Source organism: Pseudomonas machongensis (genome assembly GCF_034961125.1).
Lineage (GTDB): Bacteria > Pseudomonadota > Gammaproteobacteria > Pseudomonadales > Pseudomonadaceae > Aquipseudomonas > Aquipseudomonas machongensis.
The window spans coordinates 1-20,483 of the sequence record NZ_JAYFUI010000111.1 but is presented as its reverse complement, the minus strand read 5'-3'; the positions used below and the strand labels follow the sequence as shown (position 1 = coordinate 20,483).

Sequence of the window (20,483 nt, the reverse complement as noted above, 5' to 3'; positions counted from 1 at the left end):
GCACGCCGCAGAGCCCGTCGCTCAAGGGCAAGGACGGACAGCTGCCGGTGATCGTCGCCTCGCCGTCGCCCATCTCACGCCTGCTCAACGACAGCAGCGACCTGGTGACCAACATCAACCTGCTGCTGCACAACGCCAACCAGATGTTCTCGGAAAACAACATCGAGCGCCTGAGCAACACCCTGGCCAACCTCGAACAGACCACCGGTGCCTTCGCCAGCCAGAAGGGCGGCATCGCCCAGGCCATCGAGCAACTCGGTCAGGTCGGCAAGCAGGCCAGCGCCACCCTGGCCGAGACACAGGCGCTGATGCGCAACGCCAATGGCCTGCTCGGCAGCGAGGGCAAGCAAGCCTTCGGCAGCGCGGAGCAGGCCATGCAGTCGCTGGCTCAGAGCACCGCGGCCATCAATGACCTGCTCAAGAACAACCGCGAGGCGCTCGACGACGGCGCCCAAGGCCTCAATCAGCTGGCCCCGGCAATCCGCGAGCTGCGCGAAACCCTCAATGCCCTCAAGGGCATCTCCCGGCGCCTGGAGGCCGACCCCAGCGGCTACCTGCTGGGCCGCGACCCAACCAAGGAGTTCCAGCCATGAGGCCGTCCCTTCGCCTGCTCGCCGCAGGCAGCCTGCTGAGCCTGGCCAGCGCCTGCTCGATCCTGCCACAGGCCGAGCCCACCGACATTTATCGCCTGCCGGTGAACCAGCAGAGCCGCCCGGCGACACCCGTGGATTGGTCGCTGCGCCTGAACAAGCCGCTGGCCAGCGAGGTCCTGGCCGGGCCGCGTATCGCCGTGATTGCGCAAGGCGACGTGATCAGCAGCTACAAGGGCGCGCGCTGGAGCGATCCGGTGCCACTGCTGGTGCGCAATCGCCTGCTCGATGCCTTCCAGCGGGACGGCCGGGTGCAGCGCCTGAGCGCCGATGACAGCAATCTGCAGGCCGACTACGAGCTGGCGGGTGAGCTGCAAGCGTTCCAGAGCGAATACCGCGAAAACGGGGTGCAGGTACTGATCCGCTACGACGCGCGGCTGGTGCAAGGGCGCAGCCAGCGCATCCTTGCCAGCCAACGCTTCGAGGTGCTCCAGCCACTGGCCGACAAGCAGGTGCCGGCAGTGGTCAGTGGCTTTGGCGCTGCCAGCGACCAGCTCGCGCGCCAGGTGGTGGACTGGACAGTCGCCCAGGCCTCACGGATGCAGGCTCAGGCGAAGAACCAGTAGCAGACGAAGATCGCCGCGATCACCCCGGACAGCTCGGCCAGCAGCGCGCAGCCCACTGCGTGACGCACGCGCTGGATGCCCACGGCGCCGAAGTACACCGCCAGCACGTAGAAGGTGGTTTCGGTACTGCCCTGAATGGTCGCGGCCACGAGCGCCGGGAAGCTGTCGACGCCGTGGGTCTGCATGGTCTCGATCAGCATCGCCCGCGCCGCGCTGCCGGAGAACGGCTTGACCAGTGCCGTGGGCAGGCCTTCCACGAAGCGGCTGTCCACACCCATCCACTCGACCGCATGGCGTATGCCACCCAGCGCCAGCTCGAGCGCCCCGGAGGCACGCAGCACACCCACTGCGACCAGCATCGCGACCAGATAGGGCAACAGGCTCTTGGCGACGTCGAAGCCTTCTTTGGCGCCCTCGACGAAGGCCTCATAGACCTTCACCTTGCGCAACGCACCGATCACCAGAAACAGCATGATCACGCCGAACAGCGTCAGGTTGCCGAGGATCGACGACAGGCTCGCCAACGCAGCCGCCGACAACGTGCCGAGAAACGCCATGAAGCCACCGAGCAGCAGGGCGCCGGGGATGAAGTAGGCCAGCACCACCGGATCCCACAGGCGCAGGCGCTGCATCACGGCAACCGACAGCAGGCCGACCAGGGTCGAGACGCTGGTCGCCAGCAGGATGGGCAGGAACACCAGCGTCGGGTCGGGAGCGCCTTGCTGGGCGCGGTACATGAAGATGGTGACCGGCAGCAGGGTCAGCGACGAGGCGTTGAGCACCAGGAACAGGATCTGCGCGTTGCTCGCCGTGGTGCTGCTGGGGTTGAGCTCCTGCAGCGCACGCATGGCCTTCAGGCCGATGGGCGTGGCGGCGTTGTCCAGGCCCAGGCCGTTGGCAGCGAAGTTCATGGTGATCAGCCCCAGGGCAGGGTGGCCAGGAGGCACTTCCGGCATCAGACGCGCGAACAGCGGGCCGAGAACCTTGGCCAGCCATTCGACGATACCGGCCTTTTCGGCAATCTTGAGAAAGCCCAGCCACAAGGTGAGGGTACCGAACAGCAGGACCATGACCTCGACCGACAGCTTGGCCATGGCGAAGATGCTCTCGACCATCGCGGCGAAGATTCCCGCGTTGCCACCGACCAGCCACTGGGCCAGGGCGGAGATGGCCGCTACCACGAAAAAGCCGAGCCAGAGGCCGTTGAGCATCTGCAATCCCCCTGAAAAATGCCCGAATGATAGCGCATAAGGCGCCCTGAATCCGATCCCTGCAAGAGCGGCCGACAGGGGTGGTGTCGGACGCCACAATGCAAAAAGCCCCGACGGGTCGGGGCTCTTGCTTGCAACCAGAGGCTTACTGGTTGACGGGCTTGCCCGCCACCACCGCTTCTTTTTTCTTGCCGTTGGCCTGGAACAGCGAGTTGTAGTACGCCTCGCCCTTGGCGCTGTCGTACATGCCTTGCCACTTGGCGATCACCACGGCGGCCAGGGCGTTGCCCACCACGTTCAGTGCGGTACGGGCCATGTCCATGATGCGGTCGACACCGGCGATGAAGGCCAGGCCTTCCAGCGGAATGCCCACGCTGCCCAGGGTCGCCAGCAGCACCACGAAGGAGACGCCCGGCACACCGGCGATACCCTTGGAGGTGACCATCAGGGTCAGCACCAGCAGTAGCTGTTGGCTGATCGACAGGTCGATGCCGTACAGCTGGGCGATGAAGATCGCCGCGATGCTCTGGTACAGGGTCGAACCGTCGAGGTTGAACGAGTAGCCGGTCGGTACCACGAAGGAGCAGATCGACTTCGGCGCACCGTACTTCTCCATTTTCTCGATCACGCGCGGCAGCACGGTCTCGGAGCTGGAGGTGGAGTAGGCGAGGATCAGCTCGTCCTTCATGATGCGCATGATCTTGATGATCGAGAAGCCGAACACGCGTGCCACCAGGCCCAGCACCATGAAGGCGAAGAAGGCGATGGCGAAGTACACCAGCAGCACCAGCTTGGCCAGCGGCAGCAGCGAGGCGAAGCCGAAGTTGGCGACGGTTGCGGCGATCAGGGCGAATACGCCGATCGGGGCGTAGTTCATGATCATGTGGGTGACCTTGAACATGGTCTCCGACACACCCTGGAAGGTACGCACCAGCGGCTCGCGCAGGTCGGCATTGAGGCTCGAGAGGCCCATGCCGAACATGACCGAGAAGAAGATGATCGGCAGCATCTCGCCACGCATCAGCGCTGCGAAGATGTTCGATGGGATCAGGTTGAGCAGGGTCTCGATGAACGCATGCTCATGCTGTACCTCGGCCGCCGTGGCCTGGTACTTGGAGATGTCGACGGTGCCCAGGGTGCTCATGTCGATGCCGGCACCTGGGTGGAACACATTGGCCAGTACCAGACCGACGACGATGGCGATGGTGGTCACCACTTCGAAGTAGAGAATGGTCTTCAGGCCGATGCTGCCCAGTTTCTTCGCGTCGCCAACCCCGGCGATGCCCACGATCAGCGACGAAATCACGATCGGGACGACGATCATCTTGATCAGGCGAATGAAGATGTCGCCGGCGGGCTGGAGGACGTTGCTGATCCACCATGCCTTTTCTGCACTGAAATGATTCAGTAGCGCGCCGACTGCAACGCCCAGGACGAGACCGATCACGATCTGCCAGGCGAGGCTCAGTTTTGCCTTCTTCATGTCGTTACCTTTGTTGTAGTGGTCATGGCCAGCAGATCGGAAAAGCGCGTCCCAGAGCCTTTGGCAACGTCACGGGCAGCGATTGGCTTCCGTCTGGCGACCCTGTTCTCAGGTCAACGCCAGCGAGCGAACGAGCGCTCGGGCCAGCTAAAAAGGCGGCAACTATTGCGACGTGGACAGGGCCAGTCTAATGCCGGAAACGACTACCCCATGCCGAATCGGCATAGGAAAAGACCGCAAATCGGCCAATTCAGCGGCCAAAAAATCCAGGCGTTCGGTTTTCCGAACAAGACCAAACCGCCATTTTTAGGCAGAAACGACAGGATCAGTTGGAGGGTGGTGGGGGGTTGTTCGACAATCCGAATGGAAGAAAACACACCCTGCGCACAGCGCAATCGAGGGGAAAAAAATTCGATATACGGTTACGACAAAATGTGTCTTGAGAGAAAAATCGTACAAGTACGTTCTGGAAGGGAAATTTCTGTAAGGACGCTTCGGAAGCCAGGTCGAGTGTTAGTGCCTTTTCCGACACCACTGACCTGGATCTTCCGATGCTGTCTCTCCTGACCCGGCCCTCGTCGGAGGTACTCCCTGTACCCCTAGGCCACTCCGATCCTGACGCGATCAGAACAGCCCGGCCCCCTGGTCATGTGCTGCCTCTCCTCGAGGCGGCGCATCATGGACGACGCAACGGTAAATACGTTCAACGTCCATCCGATTACGGTGCGCGACCCTAGGTCAGTACCAGTTCGGATCGCGCTTGAGCTGCTCCTGCAGCAGCTTCTTCATGCCGTCATCCGGCTCGCCCAGCCAGCGATAATCCGCATGGCGGGTCGGCGACTTGTCTGAGGGCAGACCTTCGGGAACCTCCACGAGCATCCCGTAGGCTTCATCCTTGTCCCAGCTGAACGCAACGATCAGGCGCTTGTACGTGCAGTTGTCGTCCGACTCGCAGAGAGGGCCGACCAGATACTTGTCGCCGTCCTCGGTCACCGCAGACATCTGCTGCGCAGAGCTGCCGCTGAGGTTGATCACCCACTCGGGCAGGCGTTCTTCATTCTTTATGGTCTTCTGCCAGGTCTGGCGGTATTCCGGGTCCGACCCCAGCAACTGGTTAGCCCGCACCTGACCGTCATTGGCTGCCATCGCCGCCGAGCCACCGCCCACGAGCAGGGCGGTGACCAGGGCATTAAAGAGCATCCTGCTCATGGGCGTCCTCTACCGCGTCCGAAGAAGAAGGAAGCGACGAACAGGACCAGGAAGACAATGAACAGGATCTTCGCGATACCCGTTGCGGCGCCGGCGATACCACCGAAGCCCAGCACTGCGGCGACAATGGCGATGATCAGGAATGTGATAGCCCAGCTCAGCATGGTGTTTCTCCTTTCTTTTCGGGATCGGGTCGGTGTGGCACTAGAACACCCAGCGTTCCTGAGGAACGATGTTTTCCAGGGTGGCCGGCGAAGCATTGGCCGAAGGCAGCGGCTGTGCCGCCTTGACCAGGGTGGTGGCGTGATTCGTCTTCAATTGCGTCAACAACGCAGTCTGAGCAGCTACCTGGTCGGCTAGGCGAGCGGTCTGCCAGCTGTGATAGAACAGGCCGCCGGCGAGGGTCAGTACCAGTGCCATCGCCAGGTACAGAAACTGATGCACGGGCAGCGCTGCGTCCTGCGAACGGTTGACTGATTGGCGATTCATGCCGGCTCCTCCTGCTGTATTTGTTATCCAAACCTTGAGGGAGTTATTGCAGCCTGCATGCCAGCTTTTTCATCTCGAAAAAATCTTTATAAATCAGATAGTTATGTACAAATGGGAAATGCAGCAAGGACGTATCCTGCACGATGCCTTGCTGCAGGCCGTGCGTTTTGCACGATTCAACCTTCCACTTTGCTCGCCACCTTCAGCAGGTCGGCATCCACGCCCCGTACTCCGAGGATCTGCCCCGCAATCTGCACGGCGATGGTCTTCTGCTCCTGGCTGACCACCTCGCCAGACAGCCGCACCAGGCCTTCCTGGCTCGCGACCTTGATGTTCGGCCCGTCGAGATTACGGCTGTAGCGCAAGCTGCTTTGCACCTTGTCGATGATCCAGGCATCGCTGGGCTGCGGCCCTGCCGGAACAGTCGGCGGATTTTCACGGGCCTGGGCCATGGCTGCGGAATCCAGGCTGATCAGGTTGTTGACCAGGTACACACCCTCGCTGGTACGGGCGATGACCCCGGCCAGCTCCTTGGCCTCGACGTTGTCGACGCGACCGCGCATGGTCACCACGCCCTCGCGGCTCTCGACCTCGATTGGCGCCTTTTCCGTCACCCGGCTCCAGAGCAGGCGCGCGCGGATGATCGCGGTCAAGGTGGCGTCCTCAAGGCGTTGGGCGTAGGCACGCCGCTCAAGCGGCTGCTCCGCCAGCTCGGCATTGACCTGCAGGCGGTTATCCACACGCTCGATACCGCGGGTGGCCAAGGCGACACGCTCGGCCAGGTCGCGCTCGACAGGATTTTCCACCTCACCGCTGAGGCGGGCCTGCTGCCCCTCCACCTGCACCTCTATGCGGAACGGATTGAGTACCTTGTTGAGGGAAACCGCAGTCTGCACGGCCCCCTCCAGCCGTGCATCCTGCAACGGGTCGGCGACAACGGGACCGACTGCCAGCAGCAGGCCGGCAGCCAGGGCGCAATGACGTGGGAACAAAGGCATGGCACTTCTCCTTTTTCGTAACAAATCCAACCAACCTCGCAACCTGCATGCCAGCGTCACGAATGCTGGAAAAGCTATTTATTTCAATCTGTTAGCCAATAAACAGAGCAACAGCTAGCATGCACAGGACGGAATCCTTCAGAATCGACCATGCAACTTGCCCGATTTTTCCGACACTAACTGAGATCAATCCCATAGGAGCGCAGGAAAAATGGAACCAGCCCAGGACAAGCAAGGCCGCATTCTGCTGGTGGACGACGAGTCCGCGATCCTGCGCACCTTCCGTTACTGCCTCGAAGACGAGGGCTACAGCGTCGCCACGGCCAACAGTGCCGTTCAGGCAGAGACCCTGTTGCAACGCCAGGTGTTCGATCTGTGCTTCCTCGACCTGCGCCTGGGAGAGGACAACGGCCTAGACGTGCTGGCCCAGATGCGCATCCAGGCGCCCTGGATGCGCGTGGTGATCGTCACTGCACACTCGGCGATCGATACCGCAGTGGATGCCATCCAGGCCGGTGCTGCCGACTATCTGGTCAAACCCTGCAGCCCCGACCAGTTGCGCCTGGCCACCGCCAAGCAACTGGAGGTGCGCCAACTGTCGGCGCGCCTGGAAGCGCTCGAAGGTGAAGTGCGCAAGCCCAAGGACGGTCTCGACTCCCACAGCCCGCAAATGATGGCGGTGCTGGAAACCGCGCGGCAGGTGGCGACCACCGATGCCAATATCCTCATCCTGGGCGAGTCCGGCACCGGCAAGGGCGAACTGGCACGCGCCATTCACGGCTGGAGCAAGCGCGCACGCAAGGCCTGCGTGACCATCAACTGCCCCTCGCTGAACGCCGAGCTGATGGAAAGCGAACTGTTTGGTCATACCCGCGGCGCCTTCACCGGCGCCAGCGAGAGCACGCTCGGGCGGGTCAGCCAGGCGGACGGCGGCACGCTGTTCCTCGACGAAATCGGTGATTTCCCACTGACCCTGCAGCCAAAACTGCTGCGTTTCATCCAGGACAAGGAATACGAAAGGGTCGGCGATCCGGTCACCCGTCGGGCCGACGTTCGCATCCTCGCCGCAACCAACCTCAACCTTGAGGAGATGGTGCGCGAGAGCCGCTTCCGTGAAGACCTGCTGTACCGCCTCAACGTCATCACCCTGCACCTGCCGCCACTGCGCGAGCGCAGCGAGGACATCCTCACGCTCGCCGATCGCTTCCTTGCCCGTTTCGTGAAGGAGTATTCGCGCCCGGCGCGGGGATTCAGCGACGAGGCCCGTGCGGCACTGCTCAACTACCGCTGGCCGGGCAACATCCGCGAACTGCGCAACGTGGTGGAGCGCGCCAGCATCATCTGCCCGCAGGAGCGCGTGGAAATCAGCCACCTGGGGATGGGCGAGCAGCCCACCGGCAACGCTCCGAAGGTTGGCGCAGCGTTGAGTCTCGATGAGCTGGAGCGCGCCCACATCGGTGCCGTCCTGGCAGCCAGCGATACCCTCGACCAGGCCGCCAAGACCCTCGGTATCGATGCCTCCACCCTGTACCGCAAGCGCAAGCAGTACAACCTGTGAAGTGGCCCATGAAGCTGCGTACGCGGCTGTTCCTGAGCATCTCGGCACTGGTGACGGTAGCGTTGCTGGGGTTGCTGCTGGGGCTGATCAGCGTGCTGCAGATGGCAGCGGTGCAGCAAAAGCTGGTGCGTGACACCACCCATACCCTGGAAGTCGGGCTCAAGCTGCGGCAGAACCTGGGCGAGCAGTTGAACCTGATACTCGATCCAGATACCGATCCGAAAAGCTTGGCAAGCCTGCAGGAAAACTTCCAGGCGCTATTGGTGGCAGGCCTCGAACAGGGCGGTGAACGCACCGGATTCAGCAAGGCCAGCAGCAACTACCAGACCTTCCTCCAGGCCTATCGCGACAGCACCTCACCGTCGCGCAGCATGGGCGTCGACGACCCTTTGGGCGCCGCGTTCAACCAGGTCCGTACCGACCTGATCGACTCGCACAAGCAGGCGCTGGAGCACATTTCCCGCAGCGAAGAACATGCTCGCGATCATGCCCTGCTGGTCAGTGGTGCATTGGGCCTGATGGGTCTGGCGGTAGTGGTGCTGGGCTTCATCACCGCGCATAACATCGCGCGTCGCTTCGGCCAGCCGATCGAGGCCCTGGTCAAGGCAGCCGACCAGGTTGGCCAGGGCAACTTCGACGTCACTCTACCTGTGACCCAAGCCACCGAACTCAACCAATTGACCCGCCGTTTCGGCCTGATGGCCGACGCCCTTCGCAAGCACCAGGCCACCAATGTCGATGAACTGCTGGCCGGCCAGCAACGCTTGCAGGCCGTGCTCGACAGCATCGACGACGGCCTGCTGATCATCGATCGCCAAGGTCGCCTGGAACACCTCAACCCCGTGGCCCAACGGCAGTTGGGCTGGGATGCCTCGCGGCTCGGCAGCAGTCTGGCCGAAGCCCTGAGCCGCCCGGAGCTCGAGCAACAGATGCGCCAGGTGCTACGCGGCGGCAGCCTGGACCGGCCACCGGATGACCTGAGCATCGAGGTGGACGAAGAGACCCGTCTGCTGACCTTCAGCCTGACACCCGTCAGCCACCCGCAAGGGCCGATTCTCGGCGCGGTGATGGTGTTGCATGACGTGACCGAACAGCGTGCATTCGAGCGCGTACGCAGCGAGTTCGTCCTGCGTGCCTCCCATGAGCTGCGCACCCCGGTCACCGGCATGCATATGGCTTTCGGCCTGCTGCGCGAACGGATCTCGTTCCCGCCCGAAGCGCGGGAAAACGATCTGCTCGACACCATCGGCGAAGAAATGCAGCGTCTGACCCAACTGATCAACGACCTGCTCAATTTCTCTCGCTACCAGAGCGGGCTGCAGAAACTGGAACTGGCGCCCTGCACACTCGATGACCTGCTGGAACGGGCCCGAGCACGCTTCGCCGAGTCGGCGGCGCACAAGCAGATCGAACTGGTCAGCGAGCTGGAGCCTCCCTTGCCGCACATCCAGGTCGACCTTGCGCAGATCGACCGGGTGCTGGACAACCTGCTGCACAACGCCATCCGCCACACCGCCAGTGGCGGGCACATTCGCCTGCACGCACGACGGCATGCCGAGCGGGTGATCATCAGCGTCGAGGACGACGGCGAAGGCATTGCCTATGGCCAGCAGGGGCGAATCTTCGAGCCGTTCGTGCAGGTGGGGCGCAAGAAGGGTGGCGCGGGGCTGGGTCTGGCCCTGTGCAAGGAAATCGTGCAACTGCATGGCGGGCGCATGGGCGTGTTCTCTCGGCCGGGGCAGGGGACGCAGTTCTACATGGCCCTGCCGGTCTGAGGCGCCTGTTCAAGGCTCATCATCGATCCGCCGCCCGCCCATCCGTCGTCCGCGCGTGATCAGCTCGGCGAACTGTCGGGCGTTGAGCGGATGGGCGAACAGCCAACCCTGCCCATAGTTGACCCCTTCGCTGTTGAGCAACACGGCCTGGTCCTCGCACTCGATACCCTCGGCGATCACCCGCAGGTGCAGGTCATGGGCCATGCGGATGATATGCGGGGCGACGCCGCTGCTGGCGGCGTCGTGGCCCAGGGCGTCGATGAACGCCTTGTCGATCTTCAGGCAATCGACCGGCAGGGTCTGCAGGTAGGCCAGGCTGCAGTAGCCGGTGCCGAAATCGTCGATCAGTACCTGATGCCCGACCGAGCGCAGGGCCTGCAGGTTGTCGCGGGCCACCACCACATCGATCAGGCCGCGCTCGGTCACTTCGAATGCGATCTGCGTTGCGGACACCCGATGCTGGGCCAGCAACCGCGCTGCGACCCGGCCGATACGCGGCACCATCACATCGCACGCTGCCAGGTTCACCGAGATGTACAAGTGCCGATTGGCCCGCAACAACTGGCCCAGTTGCTCCAGTACCCGCTGCAGGACGAAGTCGGTGATCGGACGGATCTGCCCGGTGTTCTCGGCAAGCGGGATGAACAGCTCCGGGCTGGTCAGGCTGCCATCCGGTCGACGCCAGCGCACCAGTGCTTCGGCGCCGACACAACGGCGGCTGTCCAGCTCGAAGATCGGTTGGTAGAGCACCTGCAGCTCGCCACGGCGCAGCGCCTGCTGCAACTCCGAGCTCATCGAGCGCCGCTGCAGGATCAGTTGCAGCACCAGCCAGCCGATGCAGCAGGCGAGCAGCAGGCTACCGGGGAACAACAACCAGAGCATGCCGTTGAGCTTCAGCGGCAGGCTTGCACGGGGGGCGATGAGGACGAGTTGGTAGTCCGGTGACTTGGTCGGCATCCGGTAGACGAGGCGGTCGCTGAGCTCGATCAGCGCCTTGCGTGACGGTGGCGGCCAGTCTGGCGCGGGTGGCCAGGACTGGGGAGGGCCCAGCACCGGGATCGCCCGGCTGCCGCGGTCGAGCACCACCAGCAGGCTGCCACCGGGCGGGAGATCGACCACATCGGTCAGGTGGCCGCGTGAGGTGGACACCAGGAAATGGCCACGCCCCAGCATCAACGCCGCAAGATTTTCGTTCGGCTCGGTGGTGGTGTTCAGCCAGTAACTGTAGGTCGGCCCCTGGATGTCGGGGGCGCGCATGGGCCGCATGACCTGCTCCCCACCGCGGCTGGAGCAGGCGATATCTCCGTCGACATAGACCGCCTCGTAGACAAAGCGGTAGCTCAGGCCCACCTGACGCAGCGCAGACAACATCGCTGCATCACAGCCGCGCATCGGCAGCGTCTGCAGTTGGTCGACCCCCTCGCGCAACTGGCCGAACACTTGCTCGAGGCGCTCGAGAAAACGCTCGCCACGGGCATTCATCTGCGCGCTTTCGCTCTGTTTCATCTGCTGCAGGGTGACACCGACACTGGCGGCCAGCAGCAGCGCAGCACTGGCCAACGCGACCAGAGAGGCCAGCAGCCAGGGGCGGTAGAAAATTTGGCGCACAGAGGCGATCAGCGAAGACATGCGCGGCATCCAGTTGAATACCAAAGGTATAGCAACTGGATGAACAGTTGGCGCGGTGCGATAGGCGGTCCTGATTTACCGCATGCTGTTGAGCACCTGCAGTATTGCCGCGGTCTGCGCATCGGGCATGCCGTCGAAGCGCTGCGCGCGGAAATGCATCTGGAAAGCGGCGATCACATGGCGGGTCGAGACATCCAGCTCGCCAGTCTGCTCAATGGCATAGCCGAAGCGGGCCAGTTGTTGCTGATACCAGAGCGGGCTAGGCGGATTGGCCTCGAAATACACCTGCTGGCGCGCCACGGAGGCAGCGTTCGGCCAGATCCCCAGGCCTGCGTCAGCCAGGCGCTTCCAGGGGAACAGCGGCCCCGGGTCGAGCTTGCGCAAAGGTGCGATGTCGCTATGGCCAATGATGTTGCGCGGCTGGATGTTGTAGCGCTGGACGATATCCTTGACCAAGGCGATCACTGCCTCGATCTGCGCTTCGCTGTAGGGGTGCCAGACACGTCCGCTGGGGGTATCGGTATAGCCGGGATTGACGATCTCGATACCGATCGAGCTCGAGTTGAGCCAGGTACGGCCCTGCCACTGACTGTCGCCGGCATGCCAGGAGCGGCGGCTTTCATCCACCAGCTGGTATACCGTGGCATTGCCGTCGCCAACCAGGTAATGGCTGCTGACCTCGCCATGGGTCAGCAGCGCCAGCGAGCGCTCCAGCGACGCGTTGGTGTAGTGCAGGACGACGAACTGGATGCGACTGTCCTGGTTCGCCGAAGTGTGGCTGCGGTCGACACGCAGACCGCTGGAGCAGCCGGCGAGCAGGATGAGGAGAAGGGCAGTAGCGAACGTTTTCATCGGATAGAGGCACGTCATGTGTCGGTATAAGCGCTACAGTATAACGTGCTATCGCTGATTACCCATTCCCCAACGATGCCCGCTCAGCGGACGCACATCACCTGGAATGCCAATGAGTTGTTACCGCTCGGCCCAGTCAGGTCCACCAGCTGTGTCATGACATTCACATGCTCGGCGACAGGTTTTCCGATGACCTTGGCCTGACCATGCAGTTGTCGGTCGAAGCTGCTTGCATCGATCACCGACACTGAACAGAAACCGGGGTCCCGCTGAATGATGCGTGGATTGAGCACCAGCTTGTACTGCACGTAATAATTATCCAACGCCGTTTTCTCGATCTCCAAGATCCATTCGGACGACTGGCGCAATACCTTGCCGTCAGCGCCGACATCGGCAGTATGCATCACATCCTTGGCCATGGCGCCTGCCTGCAAGGTCAGGCCCGCCACCAGCGCTACGCTCCATCTTGTCAATTCCATCGACTGCTCCTCATACGTCCGGATTTATGTGCACAGGCTAAGTGCCCGGCCAGTGTCGAACGCAACGGGAGGGGCGTAGCGGTACTTATCTATCCCTGCTCGACGCGATTGCGCCCCTGGTCCTTGGCGCGGTATAGCGCGTCGTCCGCACGCTTGAGTACCTGGTCGCCACGCTCGCCGGAGCGGAAGGCGCTGACGCCGATGGACGTGGTGATCACCACGCGCTCGCCCTTGAAGTGAAACGGGCAGGCCTCGATCGCCGCCCGCAGCGCTTCGGCGACCTGCAGCGCTGCGGGGGGGGATGTCTGGGGCAGCAGCAGGACGAACTCCTCGCCACCAAAGCGGGCGATGAAGTCGCGTCCGCGCAGGCGCTTGCGCAACTGGTCGGCAACGATCTTCAGCACCTTGTCGCCAGCCAGGTGGCCATAGCCGTCGTTGATGCGTTTGAAATGATCGAGGTCGAGGATGGCCATGGCCAGGTGGCCGCCATTCTCCTGCCAGTCGGCAAGCTCGCGCTCGACCCGCTCGCTCCAGGCGGCGCGATTGGGCAGCCCGGTCAGCGGATCGACCAGTGCTTTCTGCCGCTGCTCTTCCAAGTGCTCACGGTAGCCAAGCGCCTCCTGCTCCATGCTCGCCACTCGCTCGGCCAGGCCTTGCAGGCGTCCGGCCAGTTCCTGCTCACGGCGATCGCGTTCGTGCTGGTGGTCATCCATGGTGACTAGCAGGCCCTCGAGCCGGTGGTCCAGCAGGTGCTTGAGGCTGTCGATGTCCACTGCGCCCTGGACGCTGTTTTGCAGGCCATCGACCTGTTCACGCAGCTGACTGTCCAACTCGCGAGCAGCAGTGCTGTTGTCGGCGTGCCCCTCACTGGCCTCCTGCAGGTGGCTCTGGAAGGTCTCCAGGCGTTCGTTGATCTGCTGCAGATAGGCTTCGAACTCATGCTGGCCGCTGTCGTTGATTGCCAGCATCAGCACCGCCAGGTCGTCCAGTACCGGGATCAGCTCGTACCAGTTCAGCCCGCGCGCCACCCGCTCGCGCATTTCCAGGGCCTGGGCCTTGTGGCGCTCCGGCAGGCTCAGGTCGTCGAGCAGGCCGATCAGGGTTTCTTCGATGTGCGCGGCAACCTGGCTGTAGGGCGGCTCGACGGCATCAGGCAGGGCGTAAGGGCCGTCCCCACCGACTGGTTGTTCTTCCGGGGGCTCGGTGGCGGGGGCTTCGTCCGCTGGCGTGCTGTCGGCGGCGGTCTCCGGCTCGACAGGCTCGGACTCGGCGGGAGGAGCGACTGGCTCGGCTTCGACAATGCTCGCCGGCTCGCGGGCGTCGTCAACTGGCTCCACCGTCTCGGCAGCACCGGCCAATTGCGCAACCGGCGCCGGGGCCTCGGGGGCGGGCTCGACAGAGCGGGGCGCCGCAGGCAGAGGCTCCAGTTCATCAGCATCTATCGTGCTGTGTGCCGCAGAGGCTGGACTCGGGGCTGGGGCTGGGGATCGTGGCTCAGGTTCGCGCGCAGGCGACGGTTCGCCCGTTGGCTCGACGGCCTGGCTCTGTGACGTTGCGCGCGAGGGTGCCGGTTCGTGCTCCGGCTCCGGCGCTTCGGCCTGAGCACCCTCTTCGCGACCGCCAAACAAGCGTTGCAGGAAGCCTGGCCGGGCCTCTTCGGTCGCCTTGCGCAGCGACGACAGCGCGCGCCCCTGCAGACCGCTGAGCTCGCCAAGCAGCGGCGGCAACTCACGCGACTGGCTGACACCGCCGTCGAGCTTCTTGGCCAACTTCTTGAGCGGACGGGAAACGTCGCCGGGCAGCTCAAGCCCCTGCAACTGGGAAACCAGCGAGGTCAGCGCATCGCTGACCTGGTTCATCCGCGTTTCGCGACGCTGCTCCGACTCGAGCACGGCCTTTTCCAGTCGTGGGATAAGCCCGGCGAGCCCCGCGTCCATGCTGTCGCTGCGGATGACCTCGCGCATCTCCTTCATGCACTGGTCGACGACCTTGTCGCTACCCTCGGCGGCCAGCGTGCTGCGGACCAGGCCACGGCGCAGCAGGTCGAGGCGAGCTTCCCATCGACGCTCGAGCTTCTCCTGCCGTTCGATGCTTTTCAGATACTTTTCTTTCCAGCGCTCGGCTTCGTCGGTCATGCCTGGATCCGCAACGGTAATAGCATCAGAGGGTATGTGAATACTGGATTTCGGCGCGAAGCGCGAACTCTTGAGTGTGTCAGCGCACGACCGGCAGGGTATCCACAGTCAAGGCATCCGGCAATCGGATCTCGACCGCCACAGGCAGGTGGTCGGAAATCGGCTGCGACAGCACCTCGACCCGTTCAAGCGTCAGGCTCGGGCTGAGCAGGATGTGATCCAGGCAGCGTTGCGGGCGCCAGCTGGGGAAGGTCGCCTCGACCTGTGGGGCGATCAGTCCGAGGTCGCGCAGGGGCGAGCGCTCGAGCAGGTCGTTGGCGTGGGTGTTCATGTCGCCCATGAGGATCTGATGGCGGTAGCCGCCGATCAGCTCACGGATATACCCCAGTTGCAGGGCGCGGGTCTTGGCGCCGAGCGCCAGGTGCATCATCACCACGATCAGCGCGTCCTCGCCTTCGCCGAAACGCACCAGGATCGCCCCACGACCGGCCGGACCGGGCAGGGGGTGGTCTTCAAGGTGCTGGGGCTTGAGCCGGCTGAGCACGCCGTTGCTGTGCTGGGCGAAACGCCCGAGATTGCGGTTGAGCTGCTGATACCAGTAGGGGAAGGCACCGAGCTGGGCCAGGTGTTCGACCTGGTTGACGTAGCCCGAACGCAGGCTGCCGCCGTCGGCTTCCTGCAGGGCAACCAGGTCGAAATCAGCGAGCAGGTCGCCGATCTTCTGCAGGTTGCCGGCCCGCCCGGTATGCGGCAGCAGGTGCTGCCAGCTGCGGGTCAGGTAGTGGCGGTAGCGCTCGGTGCTGATACCGACCTGGATATTGAAGCTGAGCAGCCGCAGGCGACCATCCTCCGGCAGGCCTGGGGCCTGCAGATGATGTTCGTTGACCCGCGGCTGGTGCAGGCCAACACTTCGCGTGGTACGCAAGCGGGCCATGGCTGCGCCGCTTACTTAGCGGCGCGCTCCTTGGCGATCAGTTGGTCGGCAACGTTCAGGACGCCTTCCGGCCCGCCAGCGGTACCCAGGTCGAAGCGGTACTTGCCGTTGACCACCATGCTCGGTACGCCGGTGATTTCGTACTTCTTCGCCAGTTCCTTGGCTTGGTTGACCTGGCCCTTGATAGCGAACGAGTTGAAGGTAGCGAGGAACTTGTCCTTGTCCACGCCTTGGGTGGCGAGGAATTCAGCCATGTCGTTCGGGTCGGTCAGACGCTTGCGCTGGTTCTGGATGGCGTCGAAGACCGCGGCGTGAACCTTGTGCTCGACGCCCATGGCTTCGAGGGTCAGGAACATCTGGCCGTGGGCATCCCAAGGGCCGCCGAACATGGCCGGGACGCGCTTGAAGTTGACGTCGGCCGGCAGCTTGTCGATCCAGGGATTGATGGTGGGTTCGAAGTGGTAGCAGTGCGGGCAGCCGTACCAGAACAGCTCGACGACTTCGATCTTGCCTGGCTGCGAGACCGGGACCGGGTTGCTCAGCTCGATATATTCCTTGCCCGCCACAGGCTCGGCGGCCTGCACCGCGGCCATACCGAATACGCTGGCGGCGACCAGCGCAGCGCTGAGAATCAGTTTACGCATGCTTTACTCCTGAGCAATCAATGGTCGCCTCGACACGACCTATGCTGTGACAGGCCATGAAGGGCTCGAGTTCTGTAGTGTAACGGCTGGGACCATAGAAAAGGGCGGCCTACGCCACCCTTTTCATGTTTAGGGTCTGTCTGAAATGTATCTGCACTCGCCCATACTGCGTTGAAACGGGGCTCGGAATGCTCATGTACTCCAGTACACTGCGCTTCCTCCCCCCGTTTCGCCTTGTCTGGCCTTCGCGCAGACACATTTCAGACAGACCCTAGCGATGTTGCATTAACCGAGTGTTAACGCTCGTCTCAATGCAGCCCCTGGATATAGCTGGCCAACGCCTCGATATCCTTGTTGCTCAGCTTGCCGGCGATGGTGCGCATGGTCATGGCATCGCCATCGTTGGTGCGATTACCTTCACGGAAGTCGGTGAGCTGCTTGCTGACATACTGCGAGTGCTGGCCGCTCAGGTGAGGGAAGCCGGCAAGGGCGATGCCTGCGCCGTTAGGGGAGTGGCAACCGGTGCAGGCGGGCATGCCTTTCTCCAGGTCACCACCGTTGAACAGCGCACGTCCACGCTCGACCAGCTTGGGATCTGCCGCGCCGACACTGCCTTTCTGGCTGGCGAAGTAAGCGGCGATATCGGCCAGGTCCTGGTCATTGAAGGCGGCCAGCATGCCGGTCATTTCCAGCACCGTGCGCTTGCCCGACTTGATGTCGTGCAATTGCTTCTCAAGGTAGCGCTGGCCCTGGCCGGCCAGTTTCGGGAAGTTCGGCGCCAGGCTGTTGCCGTCAGGGTTATGGCAGGCACCACAGACCGCAGTCTTCGCCTGGCCGGCAGCGGCATCGCCTTTGATGGGGTCGGCAGCAGTGGCCGCACCTGCGACACCCATGGTCAACAGCAGACTCACGAATAGTTTGTTCATCAGCTAATCCAACACGGCTAAGGGTGAAATGTTATGTATCGGGACTGCCACTCATCCAAAGGATGACCAATCGGTAGTCCTCGGCACTGCAGTCCATGCACAATCCACGCGGCGGCATAGCCTTGAAACCCTGGGTAACATGCGCCACCAGTACATCCACACCTCGCGCCAGCCTCGGTTCCCAGGCCGCCGCATCGCCCTTCCTGGGGGCCTGTGGCAGCTGACCGGCGTGGCAGGCCGCACATGTGCGGTTGTACAACGCCTCGGGATCCTGTGTAGCCTGTGCGCTGAAAAACGGCTGGAACATACCGACCGCCAGCAGCCATTTCGCCATGCGGAACGACCTGACAGGGTTGGGGGCCGCGCTGCGTTCTGATGCGCGAGCTAGTGATCGACACCCCATGCTCGTCCTCCTTCGCTGGGAGAATGAGCACACAAAAACTGGGGCATTATATACTTCCGCCCTCCAAACGGAAACGCGGCCTGGATCAGGCAACACCCACATCGGATATCCCATGCAAGTCAAGAACCCCATCCTCGGCCTCTGCCAGAAAGCCAAATTCGCCCTCAGCGCTGCCAAGGTCGAACAATGCCCGGAAGACCAGGGCTACGAGGTGGCTTTCGCCGGCCGCTCCAACGCCGGTAAGTCCAGCGCCCTCAATACCCTGACCCATGCCAGCCTGGCGCGTACCTCCAAGACCCCGGGGCGCACCCAGCTGTTGAATTTCTTCAGTCTGGACGATGAACGGCGTTTGGTCGACCTGCCAGGTTACGGTTATGCGAAAGTGCCGATTCCGCTCAAGCAGCACTGGCAGAAACACCTGGAGGCCTACCTGGGCGGGCGCGAATGCCTGCGCGGCGTGATCCTGCTGATGGACGTGCGCCACCCGATGACCGACTTCGACAAGATGATGCTCGACTGGGCCAAGGCCAGCGGCATGCCCATGCACATCCTGCTGACCAAGGCCGACAAGCTCACTCACGGCGCGGGCAAGAACACCCTGCTCAAGGTGCAGTCGGAAATTCGCAAGGGCTGGGGCGACGCGGCGTCCATCCAGCTGTTTTCGGCACCCAAGCGCCAGGGGCTGGAAGAGGCCTATCGGGTCTTGGCGGACTGGATGGAGCTGGAAGACAAGCCGGTGGCTTGAAGATCCACCTGCACGCTGTGGCGGCGGGCGGGTCCGCTGCCGCAGGCTTCTCCAGCAGCCATGAGGCAAATTCCGGGCAAAAAAAACCCCGGACTTCATATGGGGAGGGGGAAGTTCGGGGTCCAAGTCCGGACCGCTAGGGCGGGGTCCAGATATCTGCCAACACTTAACACAACATAGGAGCATCGAAAGGCTTCACCAGCCATTCAGTTACTCTGAGTTCCGGTTCACCGGTTTAGTTCCGAAGCCTTGAAAACTATTTGCGATAGTTTCATGAAACTTCAGAACCGGGGGCGAGGAGCCCACCCTGCGGATCCGCGACACTACGCCACAGATCCTACTCCTCTTCGCCACGCCGTTTAGTGAGCTTCGTCCCAATTCGAACCAACGCCGACCTCGACCAGCAGCGGCACATCGAGCTGCGCGGCGTTGCTCATGTAGGGGCGAATTTCGGCCTTCACCTGCTCGACCAGGTCTTCACGCACCTCCAGCACCAGTTCGTCGTGCACCTGCAGGATCACCCGTGCATCCAGGCCACTGTCGTTCAGCCAGTTGTCTACCGCGACCATGGCGCGCTTGACGATATCGGCCGCGGTGCCCTGCATCGGCGCGTTGATCGCGGTGCGTTCGGCGCCTTTGCGCAGGGCCGGGTTCTTCGCATTGATGTCCGGCAGATACAGGCGCCGCCCGAACAGCGTCTCGACGAAGCCTTGCTCGGCGGCCTGGGTGCGGGTGCGCTCCATGTAGGCCAGCACGCCGGGATAGCGGGCGAAGTAGCGGTCGATGTAGTCCTGCGACTGCTTGCGGTCGACGCCGATCTGCTTGGCCAGACCGAAGGCGCTCATGCCGTAGATCAAGCCGAAGTTGATGGCCTTGGCGCTGCGGCGCTGGTCGTTGGTAACCGCCTCCAGCGCCACACCGAATACCTCCGCGGCCGTTGCGCGGTGCACATCGAGGTCATTGCGGAAGGCATGCAGCAGGCCTTCATCCTTGGCCAGGTGGGCCATGATGCGCAGTTCGATCTGCGAGTAGTCCGCGGCCAGCAGCTTGTAGCCGGGGCTGGCGACGAAGGCCTGGCGGATGCGTCGGCCTTCGGGAGTGCGTACCGGAATGTTCTGCAGGTTCGGGTCGCTGGACGACAAGCGCCCGGTGGCGGCCACCGCCTGCTGGTAGGAGGTGTGGATACGCCCGGTACGCGGGTTGATCTGCTCCGGCAACTTGTCGGTGTAGGTGCTCTTGAGCTTGCTCAGGGAGCGGTATTCCATCAGCACCGTTGGCAGCGGATAGCCTTCGGCGGCCAGGTCCGCGAGCACGGCTTCGGCCGTGGAGGCCTGGCCCTTGGCGGTCTTGCTCAGTACCGGCATGCCCAGCTTGTCATAGAGGATCACCCCCAGCTGCTTGGGTGAGCCCAGATTGAACTCCTCGCCGGCCAGCTCGAACGCCCGACGTTCGAGCTCGGCCATCTTCACGCCCAGCTCACCGCTCTGCACCTTGAGCAGCGCAGCGTCGACCAGCGCGCCCTGGCGCTCGATCCTGGCCAGCACCGGCACCAGCGGCATCTCGATATCCATCAGCACCGGCTGCACGCTGGGGGTTTTCGCCAGGCGTGCCTGCAGTGCGTGGTGCAGGCGCAGGGTGATATCGGCATCTTCGGCGGCGTACGGGCCAGCCTTGTCCAGATGGATCTGGTTGAAGGTCAGCTGCTTGGCGCCCTTGCCAGCAATATCCTCGAACGCAATGGTGCTGTGGTCGAGGTATTTCTGCGCAAGGCTGTCCATGTCGTGGCGCGTAGCAGTG

General features: G+C 63.0%; 19 protein-coding genes and 1 pseudogene. 5 read left to right on the top strand and 15 right to left on the bottom strand.

Annotation, left to right across the window (positions count from 1 at the left end; genetic code table 11):
- Both VA602_RS12335 and VA602_RS12330 read left to right on the top strand, forming a co-directional pair.
- Positions 1-593: pseudogene (locus tag VA602_RS12335) on the top strand (MlaD family protein); the annotation flags it as partial.
- Positions 590-1,216, top strand: coding sequence for an ABC-type transport auxiliary lipoprotein family protein (locus VA602_RS12330; protein WP_054893338.1), 627 nt, complete (start codon positions 590-592; stop codon positions 1,214-1,216). The pseudogene VA602_RS12335 and the gene VA602_RS12330, both read left to right, overlap by 4 nt.
- Here VA602_RS12330 and VA602_RS12325 read toward each other — a convergent pair.
- From VA602_RS12325 to VA602_RS12300, 6 genes are all read right to left on the bottom strand, one after another.
- Complete coding sequence (locus tag VA602_RS12325; protein ID WP_054893339.1) at positions 1,198-2,427, bottom strand: nucleoside recognition domain-containing protein; 1,230 nt, start codon at positions 2,425-2,427, stop codon at positions 1,198-1,200. The genes VA602_RS12330 and VA602_RS12325 overlap by 19 nt on opposite strands.
- 145 nt (positions 2,428-2,572) lie before the next feature.
- Positions 2,573-3,910, bottom strand: coding sequence for a glutamate/aspartate:proton symporter GltP (gltP, locus tag VA602_RS12320; protein ID WP_323453327.1), 1,338 nt, complete (start codon positions 3,908-3,910; stop codon positions 2,573-2,575).
- 738 nt (positions 3,911-4,648) lie between these two features.
- A complete protein-coding gene (locus VA602_RS12315) occupies positions 4,649-5,119 on the bottom strand; it encodes an inhibitor of vertebrate lysozyme family protein (RefSeq protein ID WP_063542020.1) in 471 nt (156 codons plus the stop codon).
- The gene (locus tag VA602_RS12310) at positions 5,116-5,283 is read right to left on the bottom strand and encodes a DUF1328 domain-containing protein (protein ID WP_028695791.1); all 168 of its coding nucleotides are present in this window, start codon (positions 5,281-5,283) and stop codon (positions 5,116-5,118) included. The genes VA602_RS12315 and VA602_RS12310 overlap by 4 nt, the downstream gene beginning before the upstream one ends.
- Positions 5,284-5,323: 40 nt before the next feature.
- Positions 5,324-5,608: a hypothetical protein gene (locus VA602_RS12305; protein ID WP_063542018.1), complete on the bottom strand. Its 285-nt coding sequence runs from the start codon at positions 5,606-5,608 to the stop codon at positions 5,324-5,326.
- 176 nt (positions 5,609-5,784) lie between these two features.
- A complete protein-coding gene (locus VA602_RS12300; RefSeq protein ID WP_323453326.1) occupies positions 5,785-6,606 on the bottom strand; it encodes a BON domain-containing protein in 822 nt (273 codons plus the stop codon).
- 211 nt (positions 6,607-6,817) lie between these two features.
- On the opposite strand from VA602_RS12300, the gene algB reads away from it, so the two are divergent.
- Together algB and VA602_RS12290 are read left to right on the top strand one after the other, a co-directional pair.
- Positions 6,818-8,164: a sigma-54-dependent response regulator transcription factor AlgB gene (algB, locus tag VA602_RS12295; protein WP_054893344.1), complete on the top strand. Its 1,347-nt coding sequence runs from the start codon at positions 6,818-6,820 to the stop codon at positions 8,162-8,164.
- An 8-nt stretch (positions 8,165-8,172) separates the two neighbouring features.
- Complete coding sequence (locus tag VA602_RS12290) at positions 8,173-9,939, top strand: KinB sensor domain-containing domain (RefSeq protein WP_197893391.1); 1,767 nt, start codon at positions 8,173-8,175, stop codon at positions 9,937-9,939.
- Between the two features lie 9 nt (positions 9,940-9,948).
- Here the strand turns inward: VA602_RS12290 and VA602_RS12285 are convergent, their stop codons facing one another.
- From VA602_RS12285 to VA602_RS12250, 8 genes are all read right to left on the bottom strand, one after another.
- Entirely contained in the window at positions 9,949-11,568 is a 1,620-nt protein-coding gene (locus VA602_RS12285; protein WP_323453325.1) for an EAL domain-containing protein, read from the bottom strand.
- Positions 11,569-11,643: 75 nt separating this feature from the next.
- Positions 11,644-12,420 (bottom strand): N-acetylmuramoyl-L-alanine amidase, encoded by a 777-nt coding sequence (locus VA602_RS12280; protein WP_197893389.1) that lies wholly within the window; start codon positions 12,418-12,420, stop codon positions 11,644-11,646.
- An 83-nt stretch (positions 12,421-12,503) separates the two neighbouring features.
- Positions 12,504-12,899 (bottom strand): hypothetical protein, encoded by a 396-nt coding sequence (locus VA602_RS12275; protein WP_197893388.1) that lies wholly within the window; start codon positions 12,897-12,899, stop codon positions 12,504-12,506.
- An 89-nt stretch (positions 12,900-12,988) separates the two neighbouring features.
- The gene (locus VA602_RS12270; RefSeq protein ID WP_323453324.1) at positions 12,989-15,034 is read right to left on the bottom strand and encodes a GGDEF domain-containing protein; all 2,046 of its coding nucleotides are present in this window, start codon (positions 15,032-15,034) and stop codon (positions 12,989-12,991) included.
- Between the two features lie 79 nt (positions 15,035-15,113).
- Entirely contained in the window at positions 15,114-15,968 is an 855-nt protein-coding gene (locus VA602_RS12265) for an endonuclease/exonuclease/phosphatase family protein (protein WP_063542008.1), read from the bottom strand.
- Between the two features lie 11 nt (positions 15,969-15,979).
- Positions 15,980-16,612, bottom strand: a complete 633-nt coding sequence (dsbA, locus tag VA602_RS12260; RefSeq protein ID WP_054893350.1) for a thiol:disulfide interchange protein DsbA — start codon at positions 16,610-16,612, stop codon at positions 15,980-15,982.
- Between the two features lie 308 nt (positions 16,613-16,920).
- The gene (locus VA602_RS12255) at positions 16,921-17,538 is read right to left on the bottom strand and encodes a c-type cytochrome (RefSeq protein WP_054893351.1); all 618 of its coding nucleotides are present in this window, start codon (positions 17,536-17,538) and stop codon (positions 16,921-16,923) included.
- A 31-nt stretch (positions 17,539-17,569) separates the two neighbouring features.
- Positions 17,570-17,872 (bottom strand): c-type cytochrome, encoded by a 303-nt coding sequence (locus VA602_RS12250; protein WP_054893352.1) that lies wholly within the window; start codon positions 17,870-17,872, stop codon positions 17,570-17,572.
- A 181-nt stretch (positions 17,873-18,053) separates the two neighbouring features.
- Here VA602_RS12250 and yihA point away from each other — a divergent pair, with 181 nt between their 5' ends.
- A complete protein-coding gene (gene yihA, locus VA602_RS12245; protein WP_054893353.1) occupies positions 18,054-18,686 on the top strand; it encodes a ribosome biogenesis GTP-binding protein YihA/YsxC in 633 nt (210 codons plus the stop codon).
- Positions 18,687-19,045: 359 nt separating this feature from the next.
- On the opposite strand, the gene polA is transcribed toward yihA, so the two are convergent.
- A partial coding sequence (polA, locus tag VA602_RS12240; protein WP_323453323.1) for a DNA polymerase I occupies positions 19,046-20,483 on the bottom strand: 1,438 nt, incomplete at its 5' end.